Annotated in this window: 16 protein-coding genes; 12 read left to right on the forward strand and 4 right to left on the reverse strand. The window is 60.3% G+C overall.

Annotation, left to right across the window (positions count from 1 at the left end):
- Positions 1-73: 73 nt before the first annotated feature.
- From ROSERS_RS17960 to ROSERS_RS17975, 4 genes are read left to right on the forward strand one after another with little or no spacing between them, the layout of a single operon-like run.
- The gene (locus ROSERS_RS17960; protein ID WP_232282658.1) at positions 74-604 is read left to right on the forward strand and encodes a DUF4405 domain-containing protein; all 531 of its coding nucleotides are present in this window, start codon (positions 74-76) and stop codon (positions 602-604) included.
- Positions 601-969 carry a hypothetical protein gene (locus ROSERS_RS17965; RefSeq protein ID WP_011958184.1) on the forward strand — a complete coding sequence of 123 codons (369 nt, stop codon included), beginning with the start codon at positions 601-603 and terminating at the stop codon, positions 967-969. The genes ROSERS_RS17960 and ROSERS_RS17965 overlap by 4 nt, the downstream gene beginning before the upstream one ends.
- Complete coding sequence (locus ROSERS_RS17970) at positions 966-1,676, forward strand: response regulator transcription factor (RefSeq protein WP_011958185.1); 711 nt, start codon at positions 966-968, stop codon at positions 1,674-1,676. The genes ROSERS_RS17965 and ROSERS_RS17970 overlap by 4 nt, the downstream gene beginning before the upstream one ends.
- A 2-nt stretch (positions 1,677-1,678) precedes the next feature.
- On the forward strand, positions 1,679-3,094 hold the full coding sequence (locus ROSERS_RS17975) for a sensor histidine kinase (protein ID WP_011958186.1): 1,416 nt from the start codon (positions 1,679-1,681) through the stop codon (positions 3,092-3,094).
- Between the two features lie 206 nt (positions 3,095-3,300).
- On the opposite strand, the gene ROSERS_RS17980 is transcribed toward ROSERS_RS17975, so the two are convergent.
- The 3 genes from ROSERS_RS17980 to ROSERS_RS17990 all read right to left on the reverse strand — a co-directional run bounded on the left by ROSERS_RS17980 (position 3,301) and on the right by ROSERS_RS17990 (position 6,201).
- Positions 3,301-4,158 (reverse strand): IS630 family transposase, encoded by an 858-nt coding sequence (locus tag ROSERS_RS17980; RefSeq protein WP_041334056.1) that lies wholly within the window; start codon positions 4,156-4,158, stop codon positions 3,301-3,303.
- A gap of 31 nt (positions 4,159-4,189) precedes the next feature.
- Entirely contained in the window at positions 4,190-4,441 is a 252-nt protein-coding gene (locus tag ROSERS_RS26945; RefSeq protein WP_232282659.1) for a helix-turn-helix domain-containing protein, read from the reverse strand.
- 473 nt (positions 4,442-4,914) lie between these two features.
- On the reverse strand, positions 4,915-6,201 hold the full coding sequence (locus ROSERS_RS17990) for a citrate synthase (RefSeq protein WP_011958188.1): 1,287 nt from the start codon (positions 6,199-6,201) through the stop codon (positions 4,915-4,917).
- Positions 6,202-6,597: 396 nt separating this feature from the next.
- On the opposite strand from ROSERS_RS17990, the gene ROSERS_RS17995 reads away from it, so the two are divergent.
- Positions 6,598-7,578: a hypothetical protein gene (locus ROSERS_RS17995; protein ID WP_011958189.1), complete on the forward strand. Its 981-nt coding sequence runs from the start codon at positions 6,598-6,600 to the stop codon at positions 7,576-7,578.
- A 54-nt stretch (positions 7,579-7,632) separates the two neighbouring features.
- Here the strand turns inward: ROSERS_RS17995 and ROSERS_RS18000 are convergent, their stop codons facing one another.
- Positions 7,633-9,066 (reverse strand): aldehyde dehydrogenase family protein, encoded by a 1,434-nt coding sequence (locus ROSERS_RS18000; protein WP_011958190.1) that lies wholly within the window; start codon positions 9,064-9,066, stop codon positions 7,633-7,635.
- 313 nt (positions 9,067-9,379) lie between these two features.
- Here ROSERS_RS18000 and ROSERS_RS18005 point away from each other — a divergent pair, with 313 nt between their 5' ends.
- From ROSERS_RS18005 to ROSERS_RS18035, 7 genes are all read left to right on the forward strand, one after another.
- On the forward strand, positions 9,380-10,462 hold the full coding sequence (locus ROSERS_RS18005; protein ID WP_011958191.1) for an AfsR/SARP family transcriptional regulator: 1,083 nt from the start codon (positions 9,380-9,382) through the stop codon (positions 10,460-10,462).
- Positions 10,463-10,940: 478 nt separating this feature from the next.
- Positions 10,941-11,636, forward strand: coding sequence for an FHA domain-containing protein (locus ROSERS_RS18010; protein WP_011958192.1), 696 nt, complete (start codon positions 10,941-10,943; stop codon positions 11,634-11,636).
- 80 nt (positions 11,637-11,716) lie between these two features.
- Entirely contained in the window at positions 11,717-11,995 is a 279-nt protein-coding gene (locus tag ROSERS_RS18015) for a WXG100 family type VII secretion target (RefSeq protein ID WP_011958193.1), read from the forward strand.
- 42 nt (positions 11,996-12,037) lie between these two features.
- The gene (locus ROSERS_RS18020; protein ID WP_011958194.1) at positions 12,038-12,319 is read left to right on the forward strand and encodes a WXG100 family type VII secretion target; all 282 of its coding nucleotides are present in this window, start codon (positions 12,038-12,040) and stop codon (positions 12,317-12,319) included.
- A gap of 56 nt (positions 12,320-12,375) precedes the next feature.
- A complete protein-coding gene (locus ROSERS_RS18025; RefSeq protein WP_011958195.1) occupies positions 12,376-17,043 on the forward strand; it encodes an FtsK/SpoIIIE domain-containing protein in 4,668 nt (1,555 codons plus the stop codon).
- Entirely contained in the window at positions 17,036-17,887 is an 852-nt protein-coding gene (locus ROSERS_RS18030; protein WP_011958196.1) for an FHA domain-containing protein, read from the forward strand. The genes ROSERS_RS18025 and ROSERS_RS18030 overlap by 8 nt, the downstream gene beginning before the upstream one ends.
- On the forward strand, positions 17,884-19,110 hold the full coding sequence (locus tag ROSERS_RS18035) for a vWA domain-containing protein (protein ID WP_011958197.1): 1,227 nt from the start codon (positions 17,884-17,886) through the stop codon (positions 19,108-19,110). Before ROSERS_RS18030 ends, ROSERS_RS18035 begins: the two co-directional genes overlap by 4 nt.
- Positions 19,111-19,117 lie beyond the last annotated feature (7 nt).

Genomic DNA, 19,117 nt, shown 5'->3' on the forward strand with positions numbered 1-19,117 from the left:
GCGTTTTCCATCGGCGGTGACACGATCTTTTGGCAGGGACTCATAAATTCAACACTCACCATAGCGAGGTATAATGATGAACGTCGATGTTTCGGATGCCCGACGACGCACCGTGCGCAATCTGGCGCTTGATAGCGCACTGTTCGTTGCTTTCCTGATTGCCACGGCGCCACGCTTCACCGGCATCGCCATTCACGAATGGCTGGGAATCGCGTTCGGTGCAGCAATCGTGACCCATCTCGTTCTTCACTGGTCATGGATTGTCGGGGTGACACGACGACTGTTTGATCGGACGACCGGCAGCGCGCGCGTCAACTACGCGCTGAATGTATTGCTCTTCGTTCTTATAACAATCGTTGTGTTTACCGGTCTGATGATTTCGGAAACGGCGTTGCCCTGGTTCGGCATCGATATGCGACCGGATCGTGTCTGGCGGCAGATCCATCATCTGGCATCCGACGCAAGCGTATTCCTTGTCGGGCTGCACATCGCGCTGCACTGGAACTGGATCGTTCGTACAGGGCGTCGCATGCTGGCAGCGTGGTTCCCGCCGTCCATGTCCGCTGAACCGGCGTCGGTTATGCAACGGGAGGTGCAGCAATGAACGTATTCTGGCGTGTGCTTGCGATCCTGGCGGCTGCGCTGGTTGTCGTCGGTGCGCTGATGGCTTTCCAACGGACGGAGTTCGCCGAAACACTGCTGGCTTCTCCGGAGCGTATGCGGCTCGAGGCGGGGAGCGACCATGACGGACGTGGACCCGATGCCTTTTTTGCACGTGGTGAACGGAGCGGGATGTTCCCCGGCAATGCCGGACGCCACGCGCTGGAACATGCGCCGGATCCGCGCGGCATCGTCGAAGTGCTCAAACATCTGATCGTGATTGGCGTGATTGTTGCGCTGGTTGAGGGAATTCTGCCGTTTACCCGGCGCTTTCTTTCCCGGCGCGCAAAAGCGAAGCCTGCGGTATGAGCACCATTCTGGTTGTTGATGATGAGCCGGCGCTCCGCGATATGCTCCGGCTCTATCTCGAACAGGAAGGGTTTCACGTCGTTGAAGCCGGCGACGGACGACGCGCATTATACGTCGCGCGCGTCGAAAAACCCGATCTGGTCGTCCTCGACCTGATGATGCCGGAGATGGGCGGGTACGAGTTCCTCCGCGCCTTCGCAAAGGAGTCGCGCACGCCGGTCATCGTGCTGACCGCGAAGATCGAAGATACGGATAAGATCCTGGGGCTGGAACTCGGCGCGGATGATTATGTCACCAAACCGTTCAATGTGCGTGAACTGATCGCCCGCATCCGCGCGGTGCTGCGCCGCACCCAACAGACGCCCCTGGAACCGGATGTGCTGCGCGCCGCTGATATTGTCCTTGATCGCACTGGTCGCACTGTGCGCGTCGGTGGGCGTTATGTCGATCTGACACCGTCGGAGTTCGCTATTCTGGCGACGCTCATGGCTGCGCCGGGGCAGGTGTTCTCCCGTCTGGATCTGCTCGACCGCGTTTCCGGCGATGCATTCGAAGGCTCAGAACGCACCATCGATGTCCATATTCGCAATCTGCGCGCCAAGATCGAGGCAGATCCGCGCCATCCCCAATATATTGAAACGGTGTACGGCATGGGGTATCGTTTTGCGTTGCCGCGCACATCGAACCCCGCAGCGACAGGCGTTTGACGATGCGATCGCTGACCCTCAAACTGACGCTGGCGTTTCTTCTGGTCGGACTGATCGGATCGCTCATGGTGGCGCTGATCGTCGGGCTGCGCACCCGCTCGGAGGTTGATCTCTTTCTCTCTCTCCGTGATCGGACTATTCTTCTCAATGCGTTGCGCTCGTACTATGAGACGAACGGCGGCTGGCAGGGGGTCGAGCAGGTGCTGGAACGGACGGCGCCGCTCGATTTTTACAGCCGGAACCTGGTGCTGGCAGACACTAATGGCGTTGTGGTGTATGGACGCAGACCGTACCGACCCGGACGACAACTGGCGCCGGGGATGATCGCGCGGGCTGAGACGCTGCGCTCGGATGGCGAGGTCATCGGCTACTTCTTCTTCGTCGGTCGTCCCCCGCTCCCTCTGCTCAGTGATCCACGCTGGGCAGCCGAAGCAGCCCTGCTGCAACGTCTTGCCATGGCAACTGTGCTGAGCGCAATCGCCGCCACCATTGTCGCCCTGGTGGTCGGCATCGTGCTGGCGCGCACACTGACCCGTCCCATCCGCGAACTGACGGCAGCGACGCGCGCGATGGCACGCGGGCGTTTTGATCAGCGCGTGGTTGTGCGTTCACGCGACGAGATCGGTGAACTGGCGCAGGCGTTCAATCAGATGAGCGCTGATCTGAGCAGAGCGATCCAGGCGCGACGCCAGATGACTGCCGACCTTGCGCACGATCTTCGCACACCGCTCAGCATTCTGCGCGGCTACACCGAAGGGTTGCAGGAAGGTCGCATCAGCGGCTCACCGACCATCTATCAGATTATGCACGGGGAGGTTGAGCACCTGCAACGCCTGATTGACGACCTGCGCCTGCTCTCGCTGGCAGATGCCGGCGCCCTGTCGCTGAACCGTCGTCCCGTCGATCCGCGCGCCCTGCTCGAGCGCGCAGCCCTGGCGCATATGGTGCAGGCAGAGCAGCAGGGATTGACCATCCGCGTCGAAGCCTCTGAAACGCTACCATCAGTTGCTGTCGATACCGACCGCATGGCGCAGGTGCTGAACAATCTGGTGGCGAATGCGCTGCGCCATACCGCACGCGGCGAGATTGTGCTGACTGCGCGTGAAGAAGGCGCTCAGCGCGTTATCCTGGAAGTGCGCGATACCGGCAGCGGTATTGCACCGGAGGATCTGCCGCGCATCTTTGATCGTTTCTACCGCGCCGATCCGTCACGCAGCCGCGAAGGAGGACACCAGAGCGCCGGTTTGGGTCTGGCAATCGCAAAGGCGATCATCGAAGCGCACAACGGCGCCATCAGTGTGGCATCGCGTGTCGGCGAGGGTACAACCTTTACGATCACGCTCCCCGTTGTTCGGGACCAGAAAAGCAGACCCGCACCCCAGGAAACGTCGGTGACCGTGAGTACAGGGCAGAGGTAGGTTTCTCCGGCACACCCTTGTGTTCCACCCGTTTCGGGCATCAGGAAACCTGCAGCATTTCTCAAATACGTTGTGTCGCACGAGACGTCTGTTTCTGGCGGAGTGTAGACCGAAATGATGGACTTTGAATAAATAATCCGCCAGCCCGCGCAGGCGGGCTTCGCCTTGCATAGCCGAGGGCTTATGGTCTTTGAATAAATAATCCGCTATCCGAGACCGACATACTGTAAAAGCTTTGACGAGCCGGTTGCAAACGACGCGAAGAAGGCATCCAGGTGGTTGCGCAACTGATCGAGATCCGTCGCCCAGCGATGCACGCGGGTGACCTCCTGACGCATCCACCGCCACAGCTTCTCGATCGGGTTACACCACGACGCATACGTCGGCAACGGCATCAGTTGGATGGGCAGGCGGACATCTCCAGCCCGGCGCACGGCCCGCACACTGGGGGTGGCCGGCCAATTGCCAGGACGGGAAAACGCCCAGCGGGTTGTTTGCGGCTCGAGCGCCACCAGGACATCCGGATGAAAATGGACCGGCCAATTATCCAGAATGACATCGATGCGCTCAGCCTCAGGATAGGCAGCGCGCCGGTCCGGGAAGCACGGCGCCAGCGTCGCCAGGCCAATCGTCTTCGCCCGCCGGGTGACCACCTGGCCCGTCACAACGTCCAAACTGCCCACGATGCGCAGTTCGCAATCGGTCGCCAGACTCCGTTCCGCCCGCACCTGATCGGCGCCCGCCCGCCCATACCCGTTGGCCAGGGTCGGTTGCCGGGTGACCGTGACTTCATCCAGATACACGGTCACCACCTGGTTGGGGTGCGCGCGGGCATCCTCCACCACGTCTGCGATCTCCTGCAGTTTGGCCTGATCGTGGGGATCAGGGCGATGCACATGACTGCGGGCGCGCTGCCAGGTGATGCCCAACCGATCCAGAATACGGGCGATCCCGCGCAGCGAGGCGTCGCGCCCCCACGCCAACTGGCTGCGGATGGCGTCCAGGGTCCAGCGCGTCTGGGTCAGCCCGCGCTGCCGCGGGTCACGGCGGACCAGATGCTCCACCTCAGTAGCCGCCGTCTCAGGGTCATGGCGGTCAGGGGGAAAAAGCGGGCGTGCGCCCGCGTCCGTCCCGGATGGGGAGGCTATCGATGCCCTCGGCTTCCCAGCGATTCAGCCAGCGAGAGACGGTTTCCGGATGGCGCGGACGCAGCAAGCGTTCGCGGGCCACGACGGCAGGCGGTACGCCAGACGCGATGAGCAGTAATGCCGCCGCCCGTTCGCGCAAATAGGGCTTGGGGGCGTGATCGCGCAGGTCTTCGAGGGCCTCCCGCTCCTCGACGGACAAGTGAAGGGTCCGGCGTGCCGGCATCGCAACCTCCTGAGCAAGGCTTGACACGGATGAATATTAGTATAACGGAATATTTATTCAAAGTCCATCAGCCCGACGGCAAGGGGCGCATAGCGGATTTAATGCTCAATCTTCATCATTTCGGTCACCGCGTGTGGCGTAAGATATTGGTTGCGGTTATCGGTGGAATGTTCAACTTTTGTGAGAACTGCTATAAACGCCTCCCTTCTCCCCTCGTGGGAGAAGGGGGGCACTCACAGGGGTAGGTTTTTTGGGAAGCCGCTGCGTACCATTTCCCGTTGCAGGCATCAGGACGCCCAAATCCCCCTTCTCCCCGTGTGGGAGAAGGGGGCAGGGGGGATGAGGGGCAAAGGCGCACGGGAATGGAGAACATCGCTCATCTCTCCCAAAAACTCTACACTTGAGAGGGCGGGAGGATGAGGGGCAAAAGCGTACAGGAATACCGATGATCACCGTTGATCGACCGGCACATAATCACGCCGCGGATGCCCCAGATAGATCTGCCGCGGGCGCGTAATCTTCTGCTCCGGATCATCGAGCATCTCAAGCCACTGCGCCAGCCATCCCGACGCGCGCGGAATGGCGAAGAGGAAGGGGAAATACTCGATTGGGAAGCGCAGCGCCTGATAGATCAACCCGCTGTAGAAATCCACATTCGGGTACAGCTTGCGTGAAACGAAATACTCGTCCTCCAGGGCAACCCGTTCCAGCTCCATCGCCACATCGAGCAGCGGATTCGCCGACGTTGCCTCGAAGACCTCATGAGCAATCTTACGAATGATCTTTGCGCGCGGGTCGTAATTCTTGTACACCCGATGCCCGAAACCCATCAGCCGCGTCTCACCCTTCTTCACGCGCTCGATGAACGCCGGCACATTCTTCGGATGCCCGATCTGCTGCAACATGCGCAACACTGCTTCATTGGCGCCGCCGTGCAACGGACCGTACAGCGCCGCTGCCGCTGCCGCCAGTGCGTTGTAGGGATCAGCGTGACTTGAACCCACACTTCGCATAACCGACGTCGAACAGTTCTGCTCGTGATCGGCGTGCAGGATGAAGAGCACATCCAGCGCTTTGGCTAACACCGGGTTGACCTCATACTCGCGCTGGTTCATGTAATCCATCATATAGAGCAGGTTCGCCGTGTAACTGAGCGAGCTATCGGGCAGGTTGAACGGTCGCCCAATACGGTGCCGATAGGCGAAGGCGGCAATCGTTGGGATCTGACCGATAATACGCCAGATCTGCTTCTCACGAACCGCCGGATCGTGAATGTTCTTTGCCTCAGGGTAGAGCGTTGACATCGCCGCTACCGAACTGATCAGAATGCCCATCGGATGGGCGTCGTAGCGGAAAGCCTGGATCAATTCGACCAGGCTGTTGTGGAGGAACAGGTGACGGCTGATGCGATACTCCCACCATTCGAGACGTTCTTTCGACGGCAACTCACCATACAGCAGCAGATACGCCACTTCCAGATACGAACTCTGTTCAGCAAGCTGCTCAATCGGATACCCGCGATATTCCAGAATGCCCTTGTCGCCATCGATGTACGTAATGCGACTGATGCACGCCGCAGTGTTCATGAACGCCGGGTCATACGACATCAACCCGAAATCGTCCGGATCGGTCTTGATCTGACGCAGATCGGTCGCGCGAATCGTGTTGTGTTCGATCGGAATCTCGTAGGTCTTGCCAGTCCGATTGTCGGTGATTGTGAGGGTGTTTCTGGTCATAGCAGTGCTCTTTCATCATCGATGCAACTGGCAGAATCGCCGGTCGTTCATCTGCCAGCCGTGAGCGAAACGGCGAGGCGTAATCACTCGCCGACAACTCTGCAACGCCTCGACGCTGAGGCGGAGTTGCGCGACGTTTTCTTGGTCTGTATTGTACCAAAAGTTGTTACATCCGGCACAGGTTTTTGCATTCACTCGACACGATATTGCCGATTGGAGGCGTCATTATCTCTTCGAGCGCTTTGGCTGGCATTTGACAAAAAACCAACCATATGGTACCTGAGCGATCACACAGGAACTGCATCAGACAGGATCGAACCGGCGCACCGTACCAATGCGCGCTGGTTTTGTCGTGCACCGAACGACCATGTCTGTCGTTTCAAAAAGAGGAGCGCCATGGTGCGTCTCACAACCGGTATTGTGACCCTTGTGCTTCTTGCAGATTCCATTGCCGGATTTGCCGTCCAACCGCCAGACGCCCATTTCAGCGAACCCCAGGTGCGTCCGTCCCAGGTGTTCCGCATCGAATCCGTTGCGCCACCTCCGATCCGATCAGCGCCTCAACTGATCCGATTCCCGGTTGCCACGGTCAGGGCAATTCCCATCCCCGAAGTGACCATCGTTGCTGACACGCCTCCGGCGCCCGAAGCGACCGTTCCGCCACCCTTCATTGCCGGTGACGGTCCGTGGATGCGCGGCACGCGCGTGGCGCAGACCGGGCGCGTGGATGTGTATGTCGGGCTGCGCACCTTCACGCCGGAGCAGGTAGCGGCAATTGCCCCGCGTCTGGAAGAACTCCTGCGCGGCAACGAGGAACGTTTTGGATTCCAGCTGAACCGGCGCGTGTCGCTGGCGTTCTACCGCCCGGCGCTGGCGCCGTCAAAAGATACGCGCGGCATTGCGTACACCGAAGAAGGGCGCGCTGCGGTTTTTTACCGCCCCCACGAGGACATCGAACGCGCGCTGGTGGTTGCGTCGCACGAACTTGCTCACCATCTCCAGGCGCAGCGTTACGGAGACGACGTACAAAAGCGAGCCGATATCATTCTTCTGGAAGGGCTTGCGACCTGGATCACCGGTCCCCCGTGGCTGGCAAAGTATGGCGTCGAAAACTGGAAGGAACGGGCGCGCCAGATCAGCGACTCAGGCGTGCCGCTGCGTCTTTTGCACGCCCGACGCTATGGCGACAACATCGCCTACGAGTTGTGGGCATCATTCGTTGATTTCCTGATCGAGCGCGATGGCATGGAGAAACTGCACGCGCTGTATGTGAGCGGGCGCGGGCGCGAACCCGGCTCGGCGGATTACCGGGGCGTCTATGGCGCCTCGCTCAATGAACTCGCCGCTGAGTGGCGCGCATGGGTGGAGACAGATTGAAGGGAAGGCGGGGTGAGCGTCGGGATCACCCCGTCTGGTTGACCATACCAGGGATCAACCGACATTCACCACCAGCAACTTTCGCTCGGTCATCTCCTCAATCGCATAGCGCAACCCTTCGCGCCCGAAGCCCGACTGTTTGACGCCACCATAGGGCATTGGATCGATCCGCCACGTCGGAACATCATTGATGATAACCCCGCCGACTTCCAGTTCCTCATACGCCTGGAAGATTCGCCCGACATCACGGGTGAACACGCCAGCCTGCAAGCCAAACTCGCTGTTGTTGACCGCTGCGAGCGCCTCCTCGAAGGTGGTGTACGGCTGAACGGTGACCACCGGCGCAAAGATCTCCTGGCAGTTCACCCGCAGTTCCGGCGCAGCGCGCGCGACGATCGTCGGCGCAACGACCCCGCCTTCCACCATGCCGCCGGTGACGAACTCCGCGCCTGCGCTGCGCGCCTCGTTGAGCCAGGCGGACACACGCACCGCCTCCGATGGGTTGATCAGTGCGCTCAGGTCACTCGCCTCATCGAGCGGATGCCCGACCTTCAACGCCTGCACCTGCGGGACAAACAGTTCCATGAACGCATCGTACACCGATGCATGCACAAAAATACGCTGAACGCTGATGCAACTCTGACCGGCGTAGGAGAACCCGCCGACAACGCAGCGTGCTGCTGCAAACGCAAGATCGGCGTCAGAATGGATGATCACGCCCGCATTGCCGCCAAGTTCCAGGGTCACCCGTTTGCGCCCGGCGCGGCGCTTCATCTCCCATCCGACCACAGGCGAACCGGTGAACGTCAGCAAGCCGAAGCGCTCATCTTCGACCAGCGGCGCCGCATCGCGGCTGGCGAGCGGCAGGACACTCAGCGCCTCAGGGAGCCACCCGGACGAAGCGATGATCTCTGCCAGTTTGAGCGCCACAATTGGGGTCTGCGATGCAGGTTTAAGCACGACGGAACATCCAGCGGCAATCGCCGGAGCAACCTTGTGCGCCACCAGGTTGAGCGGAAAGTTGAAGGGTGTAATGGCCGCCACCGGTCCGACCGGGAAGCGACGCACAATCGCCTGCCGCCCCTCGCCGCCAGGAGCGGCGTCAAGGCGCAGCGCTTCGTCGTTCGAGCGCGTCGCCTCATCGGCGGCGGTCGAGAAGGTTACGATGCTACGCGCAACTTCGATACGCGCCTGTTTGATCGGTTTTCCCGCTTCGAGCGCAATGGTGCGGGCAAGTTCTTCAGCGCGCGCTTCGATACCTGCGGCGATGGCGCGCAGCGCTGCGGCACGACGATGCAGCGGCGACCGGCGTGTTGTCCTGAACGCCTCGACCGCTGCCTGGATCGCCTGTTCGAGGTCGGCAGGCGCAGCGCGATGCACCACCGCCACTGGTGATCCGTCATACGGGCAGGCGACTGTGTAGGGCGCGCCGGTGCGCCACTCGCCTGCCAGGTAGAAACGATACTCCGGCGTGTCGCTGTCTGTCATACCACACATCCTCATCCATGCCACAGGCGACCCGGCGATTGTCTGTATTGTGATCCGCACGACCGCACATGCGCACCGACGTTTGATTGCGTCCACACCCGCATGCACACCACCCTATATCGACACCTTACACCCTCAGCGGCGCCGATATTGTAGCACATCTGCACAGAAAACACGCTGTATCATCCCCCAATAGCAACATACTGCGCCAGATATCCGGGCAAATTATGGCAACATTGCCATTGTGGAAGGCGTGCATGAAGTTGTATAAATAGTGTTAGCAATAGAGCGCCAGAACGCAATCACAATAGCGATGCCATCTGTAGAACCCAAATACTCCAGCGACCGGGGCGTTGCGTCGGTCAGGCACGATGAGCATATCGTGCAGACCTGTATTCCGCTGCTTCTGCACCCCGATGAACAGGTGCAACGGCAGGCGACGCTTCTCCTGTTGACCCTGTACGGAACCCATGCATTCACATTGCTGCGGCGACGGTTGAGCGACGAAAAACCGCAAGTGCGCCGTGAAGCCGAACAGGCGTTACGTGTGCTGGGACGACAGAGCGGGCATCCGGTCGATTTCCGACCCTTCCGCGGCATGCACATTGAATGTCTCGGCACACTACGCGTGTATATCGGCAACCAGGAAATCCTCTCCCACGAGTGGGCGCAGTCCAACGTCAGTCGCGCCGGGCGGCGCAAAGTGCAGGCAGTGCTGGCATATCTCGTGCATCGCGGGCGCGGCGGCGCCTCGGCAGACGAGATCCGGGCTGCGGTCTGGGGAGACGGTGGTGCAACCGGCGCGCTTGGGCGCACAATGACCGCGCTGCGCCAGACCATTGAGCACTTCGGCGGAACCAGCATGGCGGAGAGCCTCCTGATCTCCAGCAATCAACGCTACATCCTGACACCGGATGCCTATACCACTGATGTGCGCTCATTCGAGCATACCATCCGCGTTGCCGAGCAGACCGAACACGACCGCGACCTGGCGGCAGCCGCGCCGGTCTACCGCCACGCCTGTGACCTGTATGGCGGACCCTACCTGGCGGGTGTCGATATGCTTGCCGACGAGATCGAAGAACGCCGGACTGAACTCCTCAATGCGTATCTGAACGCACTGGAGCGACTGGCGGAATACGCTTATCAACAGGGAGACGACGAGCAATGCCTGGCGCTCTGTCATCGCGGCATTCGCTTCGATCCCACTGATGAGCGCCTCACGCTCTGGATGCTGCGCTGCTATGCGCGCCAGCGCAACGAGAGCGAGATCGCGCGTGTGTTCCGGCGCTATTTGCGCGCCCTTGCCGCCCCGCCCGACCAGGGAGATGCAGTGGTGCGCTGGATGCGGCTGCGATCAGGCACACACAACGAAGCCGTAGACATTACGACGTAGCACCTGCCTTCTTTTGAGAATCACACACCTCATCGGTACGACGCCCCGCGACAAACACCAGACCGGAACGCAGACCCATCGTTCTGATCACTATGCCGGAAGCGCAGGCAAACGCAAAGACGATTGCAGCGGAGCGCAGGATGAATTTTCAGAAATTCGTCGGGACGGCGTGCACCTCAGGCGGGACTATGAGTTCCAAAATTATATAGTCTTCATCAGCCCGCACGAGTCAGGTCAAGCCTGAACGACGGAAGTTGGATTTCATTTCCTCAAGGTTCATCAGGCATCCCGCGATACCATCCTGGTATCTGATGATAAGTTCTAAATATCATTATGACAAGTTAACCAAAAAAAACCGAAAACCGGCATGTAGAATAGTGATGGGAGGTTTGCAGGCGCCGGGCAATGTTCTGACACGCCCGACCTTCAATGCCGTCACCAGTATCGCATCGTCCTTGCCTGTTGAGGAACATTGCACATGTCCATCGAATTCGACGTATCGTGGGCGCCTTCCGAGCACAAGACGGTCTCTCGTGAACCTGATAAGACCATTCGTGAGGTCGTCCAGAGTCTGGTTGTGCAACTGAACCTGCCGGAGTACGATCCGCAGGGACGACGGATCGTCTACGGGTTATACCGCGAGCACGACGGTGAACGGGAACTTCTCCAGGACGCACGCACGCTGAAAAGTGCGCGCATCCAGGCGCAAACGGTCTATATTGCGAATGTGGCTGCACCCTGGTGGCAGTCCAACGCTACGCTGCCTGCTCCAAAACCAGGTCCCCGCCCTCCGACAAAGCCACTGCCGCGACGACTCGCGTCGCCCTCTTCCTGCCGGCTCAAACTGGCGCCCAGTTGCACTGTTGTGGTTCAGGGCGATTATCTTGAACTCGACCGCGCCTACCTGTCGAGCACATTGCCCCAGACGACCATCCTGGCGGAAAAAGCGCATATCTTCAGCGGGTTTGACTCGCGTCTCATGCACGTCAGTCGAAAGAACCACTGCGCCATCATTCGCCAGGGTGATCACTGGCTGTTGCGCGCATATAAACCCACCTATGTCAACGGCAAATTACTCAACAATGGTCAGACGGTGACGATTCAGCCGCCAGGAGCGGAGGTTGTTCTTGGAAACGGCGGATGGCCCATCACCATTGAACTGTTTGAGGCATAGCACCTTCCCTGCGCATATGCGCAATGGTTGTCATACCCACAATCACGCGAAGAACCATGTGAAAGGAGGATCAACAACGTATGCCGCCAATCAGTTTAGACCCGCAGCAGGCTCGTGCGACCGCATCGGTGTTCGATGGAGGCAAAGGTTCCATCGAAGGCGAATTGAGTCGCATGATGAGTTCGGTCAGCGAGGTGACGTCCACCTGGTCTGGTCAAAGCCGACAGCAGTTCGAGTCGCGCTGGGAAGAGTGGAGTCAGCGACTGCGCACCATGATGGACGAGTTGCAGAATCTGGCGAACGGACTGCGCCGCGAGGCGGAGGAATTTGAGTCTGTCGATCGATCATTCAATGCATAAGGACGCCCTGAACAGGAACAGAACCCGAATGAGGAGAATGCCATGCCCATGATCAGTCTTGACACCGATGCGGCGCGCTCGGCTTCCGCGACGTTAGCCGCAAGCAAAAGTTCGATCGAAGGCGAACTGGGCCGCATGATGAGTTCGGCAAACGAGGTCATGTCGACCTGGTCTGGTACAAGCCGACAGCAGTTCGAGTCGCAGTGGGAGCAGTGGTGCCAGAAACTGCGAACAATGATGGAAGAATTGCAGAGCCTCTCGAACGGGTTGCGCCGCGAGGCGGAGGAGTTCGAGGCGGTTGATCGATCATTCCTGGCTGCCTGAAGTGTGAATGTCAGACCCCGGAGGACGCTGCCTCTGGGGTCTCTTCCTCAACAACAATGACAGTGACTGAGACCAATCCGACCGAAGCGCCAGCAATCGATGCGCCGGAGTCGTTCAACCGACCGCCGCGTATCCTGCGCAGGTTGCCGACCGATGAGATCGAGATTCCGGCGCCGCCCGGCGCTCCAACACTGTCGTTGCCGGCGCGCCTTGGGTTCATCCTGCTTCCGGCGATAACCGGCATCTTCTACCTGATCGCTCTGATTGCGCGTGGCGGTCAGGGAGGGAGCATCTGGCTGTCGTTGCCGATCGTGCTCATTTCATTCGCCAGCGTTGCGATGGGAATCTGGACCTATATCTCGCAACGTCGCGCTCAGGAGCAGGCTCGCCAGGAGTACGAGAATGCCTATGCCGAAACGCTTGAACGGGTTCGCTCCCATCTCCGTTTCCTTGATGCAGAACAGCGCAACGTGCGCGAGGCGAATGACCCTGAACCGACCACACTGGTGCAGATTGTTGAGGGTGATGGCGACCTGCCTGAACCGCGTCTCTGGGAACGACGCTCAAACGACGAGGACTTTCTTCGCCTGCGCATCGGGCGCGGCGATCTGCCCACCAGCGTCACTATCAAGCCGCCACGCGCCAATCAGTTCCAGTATACGCCGGAACTGCGGCGGGCGCTTGACCTGGCGCGCGAGTTCGCCATGGTGCGCGATGTTCCGATAACGCTTGCGCTCCGCCAGTGCGGTTCGATCGGCATTGCCGGCAATGACGCTGCTGTCGTCCAGTTTGTCTATGCGTTTATATGGCAGATCGTCGTTCATCATTCGCCGGACGAGGTGCGCCTGGCGGCGTTCTGGTCAGCACATTTCGATACAACATGGTCATGGTTGCGATGGCTTCCGCATACGCGCGCCTTTGACGAAGAATCGTACCGTTTACTTGCGCGCTATGACGGCGATCCCGATCACTTCACCCAGGTTGTTGAAAGTCTCCTGCGCGAACTGCGTCAGCGGATCGAGTATGGCGTCACCAATCGTCCGCATGTTGTCATCGTGCTCGACAGTTATCCGACATTCGGCGCGCAGCACGACGTCTTTCTCGATCTGATGAGACGCGGGCGCTCGCTGGGCTTCAGCGTGCTGTTTCTTGTTTCCGAATCGCGGCAGACGCCGGGCGAGTGCGGCGGCTACATCGAACTGACGCCACGCACGTTGCTTGCCCTGGCGGGCGCCGAAGGAGGATACACCCCATTTTCTCCCGACAGCGTCACGCGCGCTGAGAGCGAACGCCTGGCGCGCACCCTGGCGCGCATCGCAGATGTCTCCCTCGACCAGCAGCGTGAACTGCCGCGCAATGTGCGTTTCTCGACCATCCTGGACCTGGGAGAAGTCAAGACCTACGATCCAGAACAGTTCTGGAAAGACCCTTCCGATAGCTGGCATCCGGCGCCTGTTGGTATGACGGGACCCGACGCTCACCATGATCGCTTTGCGATCAATCTCAACGAAGGTTTTCATGGCGTCCATGGCATCGTCGCCGGAACCACCGGTTCGGGCAAGAGCGAATTTCTGCTTACCTTCCTGATGTCGCTGGCAGTGCTCCACAGCCCGGATCGCCTGAACCTCATGCTGATCGACTTCAAAGGCGGCGCAACGTTCAAAGACCTGGAAGGTCTGCCGCATACGGTCGGTATGGTGACCGATCTGGCAGGGTACGAGGCGGAACGGGCGCTGATTGCGATCAACAGCGAACTCGACCGGCGCAAACAGCGATTGCAGCGCGCCAATGTCGCCAATATCCGCGAATATCGCCGCAGGATGGCGCGCAATCCATCCCTTGCGCCGTTGCCGAACCTGATGATCGTGATCGATGAATTCGATGAAATGGTGCGCGACTACCCGGAATTCGTCCCCGAACTGATCCGGGTCGCCAAACAGGGGCGCAGCCTTGGCGTGCATCTGCTCTTTGCCACTCAGCAGCCATCACAGGTCAAAGAAGGGTTGCTCCGCAACCTGACCTACTGGATAGCCCTCCGGGTTACCTCGACCGAGGACAGCAAGACGATGGTCACCATCCCCGACGCGGCATATCTGACGACCGAAACGCCGGGACGCGGCTACTTCCGGGTGAACAAACAGATCGTCGCCTTTCAATCGGCGCGTGTGACTGTGCCCTACCAGCCATTTGAACGGAGCGACTCATTCGGCGAGGTCGATGTGACCGGTCGGCGAAAGGTGATCAGCGCCCACGAACTGGGCATCGAGCGTTTTGTGAATGATGTGCTTCGCCTGTGTGAACAGTATCGCGCTGAACCACGCGCGCTGGAGATCATCACGCCGCAGGCGGCGTACCGGTACACTTCAGCAGTCGCGCGCCGCGAACTGCCCGCACCGGTCAACCCCGGCGAGCCGCAGGCGATCATCCGTCAGGCGTTGCAACGCTACTTCGAGCAAACCGACGAAGACGCAACCGAAGCCGGCAGGCGGGTTATCCGCGATATGGTTGCGCAACTCGAAGGCAAGCGCGACGTCGAGACCGAACTGGCGCTGATTGTGGAAGCCATGGCGCGGGCGCGCGGACCGCAGTACGCCTCCGCAAAGTATCGGGTGTGGATGCCGCCGTTGCCCGATGCCATCCCGCTGGTCGATCTGCTCGACAGAGCGCCGCTCGCCCCCGACGCCTGGATGCAGGCGCCGATAGGGTTGCTCGACTACCCGACACGCGCTGAGCAACTCCCGCTGGTTCTCGACCTGGCAGGCAAACACGGCAATCTGCTGATCGTCGGCGGATCGCGGTCGGGCAAAACCGTGCTGGTGCGCACCCTCATGCTGGCGCTCGCTATGACGCACTCGCCTGCAGACCTGTGGATGTACACGATTGATGCCGGTGGTCGGGGGTGCGGCATGGCGCTGCCGCCTGTTGCCGATGGCGACGCGAGCGACAGGGTGCTGCCGCATCTGGCGGACATGCTGACACCGCAGGACAGCGTGCGCATCGAACGATTGCTGGTCGAACTCGAATCAGCCATTGAAGACCGCCGCAGCCTGCTGCGCACCCACGGCGTCGATACCCTCGGCGAGTACCGGCGCCTGCATCAGCGCAACCCATCGTTGCCGCCGCCACCGCCGGGCATCCTGGTGGTGATTGACAACCTGGCCGATCTGGTCGGCGCACAACCGGAAACAACCATAGAAGCGCTCATGGCGCTGATCCGCGAAGCGCGCCCGTTTGGCATCGTCTTCGTGGTAACGGCTGGCCTGGCAAAGGATGTGAGCCGCTGGCAGGGGTTGTTCGAGACGCGCATTGTGTTGCGAGTCAATGATGAAAACGACTCGGACACGCTGCTCGGCAAAAAGGTGGCCGCCCGCATCCGCGCCGATCAACCGGGGCGCGCCTTCCTGCGCACCGGCGAAGGAGCGGTGGAACTGCACGTTGCGTTGCCGATCCTGCGCGATCTGCGGCGCCGTGAAGGGCGCGGCGCCGACGATGCGCTGCTGTCCGGCGATATGCAGGGTGAACTCGAATACTCGCTGCGGATCGCTGCGCGCCGCAATCGGTTCACCCCCGAACATGCCCGCCCGCATCCGCTGCGCCTGCTGCCGCCACGGATCGACCTGCGCGACCTGCTGGATGAAGTTCCGGCGCCTGGCATCCCCTTTGCGCGCGATAGCCTGACGCTGCGCCCGGTGACGCTCGACTTCGACAGCGGTATGAGCCATCTGCTGATCGCCGGTGGTCCGGATAGCGGCAAATCAGAGACGTTGCGCACCATTCTTACCGCGCTGATGCTGCGTTCCACGCCGGACGAGACGCAGTTCGTGCTGGTTGACTACCGCCGCCGCACGTTCCAGGAGATACTGGAAACACCTTTCGTGCCTGCCTGGTCGATCCAGGTTCCTCACGATCCCGTCCCGCTGCCATCGTCGTTTGCAAATACCAGACATGACCAGCGTGACATCAACCTTGCCGTCACCGAAGGCGAACTGGCAGGGCTATGCATGAGACTGCGCGAGCGGTTGAATGAGCGGGTGTACCTGGGAGTATCCAGACCTCGATTGATTCTGGCGGTCAACGACCTCGACCTGATGATCGGCAGAGAACAGGAGTATCTGGCGCAACTGGCGTCGCTGGCGATGCGTGGCAGCGATATTGGCTTCCACGTCATTCTTACGGCAACCGATTTTTCATCGTGGCAGAGCAGCAATCAACTCATTAAAGCCATCCGCACGGAACGCTGCGGTCTCTTCCTGGGCAAACCGGCTGAACCCGGCAGTGACACGCCAAACATTGCAGGCGTCGGCGTCCGGTGGTCGAAAACGCTGGCGAAAGCGCAATTTCCGCCAGGACGGGGGCTGGCGCTGCTGCGCGGTCAGCAGATGCTGGTACAGGTCGCCTATACCGGTTCCGCAATGCTCGACGAGATCCGGCAGCGTTACCGGACAACAGCGCAGATCGACGGGCAGAACGGCGCTCTCGACGCCGACATCGGGCAGGTCGCCCCGGAGCACAGCGCCGATGCGGAGCAGAACGCCACTGACATCGGGCAGGTCGCCCCGGAGCGCGGCGCCGATGCGGAGCAGAACGCCGCTGACATCGGGCAGGTCGCCCCGGAGCACAGCGCCGATGCGGAGCAGAACGGCTCTGACCGCGACACAGCACCTGTTGCCGTCAATGTATCGGCAAACCCGGTCCACGAGACAACCGGAGGTCGCAATGACTGAGTACGAACTGTGGCGCTACTTCGAGCAGTATGCTCAAATGAGCAATGCGTGGTGGTATTCGGTTGCCGTACTGCCGGCGACGATCATTTCCGCATGCGCCTACTTCCTGATGTGGCTGGCGCTGCGACGAACCAGGCAGTTGCCCAAGATGTTTCTCTGGCTCTGCGTTGGCAGCATTCCGGTGATCCTGATCCTGCCATCGTTCTATGTCAGCATCAATCTGACCGACGCTCTGGCGCGTGTCGGGTTTGTCGCTCCGGCGAACGAGCAGCAGATGAGCCGCGCTGTAGCGCTCCAGATCGGCGCGTACCTGAGTCAGATCGCCACCCTCGGCATCATCGGGGCATCGCTGGCAGTTGTCATTCTCATCGCAGCCATTCTGATCGGCGGCTATGCACCGCAGCAGATTATGCAAACCGTCCAGTCACTGTCACAGAGTTTCTCTAAGGCAATGACGCGCGCCTTCGGACCGCCGCGGACAGCGCGGGTCGCCGCCAGCTCGAAGTACGGCATCATCAAGGTCATGCGCGCTGGTGCGCAACAGGGCGCGCAGTTCGGCGTGACCAACGGCGCAATCATCGGCAAGAGCGACGCGACAATGGTCATTACTGACGATATCGTGTCACGCCGTCACGCGCGTTTTGAAATCCGTAACGACTCGGTCTTTTTGATCGATATGAACAGCACAAATGGAACCTATGTCCGGCGCAACCAGCGCGACGAGGAACTCAACGGCGATCCGTTTGAATTGCGCCATGGCGACATCATTTATCTCGGCTCGCCCTCAGAACCGGAATCGGTTGAGTTGCGGTATGAGCGCACCCTATCAGGAGGACAGTCATGAAGCGGATCGGTATCATCACAACCCTTCTCGTTGCCCTGCTCCTGGTTGCTCCGGCACACGCGCAAAGTCCCGCCTGCCAGGGGTTAGAGGTTCATGCTGCGCAACTCACGTTTCCAACCGTCGCCATTCAGTTCAGCGTCTGTGACGCACAATGGAACCGGATCACCACGCTGGACAGGAGCGCCGTCCGCATCATTGAAGACGGAACTCCGATCACCAGTTTCACCCTGGAATCGCAGACAGCGCACGACGGACAACCGGTTCAAACCGTGCCCCTGGTGAACGGTGGCACATTCACGCTGGTGACGACCGGCGCGAGTATCGGGATTGTGTTCGACGCTTCGCAACTGCTCAACGGCACTGGCGCCGGTGCAGGCGATCATCTCGGCGCGGCACGCGCCGCTATCGAAGCGTTTCTCCTTGAGCCAGGCGATCCGCCGCCGCCGCGCACCCGATCGCCGGGCAATATGGAGCGCGTCGCGCTCTTCATTCCGGCGGATCAGCCGGCGCAGGCGTTGCAGCCAGACGGGTTGCCGGGATTCACCCAGGATCGGTATGCGGTGATCAATACCCTGCGTCAGAACCTGCCGGTCCGTCAGGGGAAAACCAGCCTGAATGCCGCCATTCAGGCCGCCATCGACGCCACTGCTCGCGATGCGCAGGAAAACGGCGGCAAAGCAGTGGTGCTGGTGGTGAGTGACGGTGGCGACGCGCTAACCGGCGACTCGTTCAATAGTTTGATCAGCCAGGCGTCGCAAAAACAGGTGAAGATTGTGGCGTTCGGCATCGGAACGGATAAAGCGCTGCAGAATAACGGGTTTCGGCTGAAACAACTCGCCGAAGCGACCGGTGGCATCTATCTTGAACGACCGGATGCGAACAGCGTCGGCAGCGCTTTCCAGCTCGTGGTGCAATCACAACCGGCTGCGATCTATACCGTGCGCTACGATACCCGGATCATCGACGATGGAAAATCGCACACAGTAGTTCTAGAAGTGGTTACTCCTTCTGGAACGCTGAGCTATCCGTTTCCGCTCACCGCCAATGTGCCGTCACCCAATATCACGCTCGCGCCGTTGGGAGACGTGCTGCTGCGGCAGTATTTCATGTTCGCCATTCCAATCGCCGTCATGCTCTCACTGGTTCTGACCCTGATGAGCGGCGTCATTTTCTGGGTAGGCAGCGCTTCGTCCGGCATAACACGCGGAAAGACACGACACTGAGCGCCAG

Source organism: Roseiflexus sp. RS-1, from assembly GCF_000016665.1.
In the GTDB taxonomy this organism is placed as follows: Bacteria; Chloroflexota; Chloroflexia; order Chloroflexales; family Roseiflexaceae; genus Roseiflexus.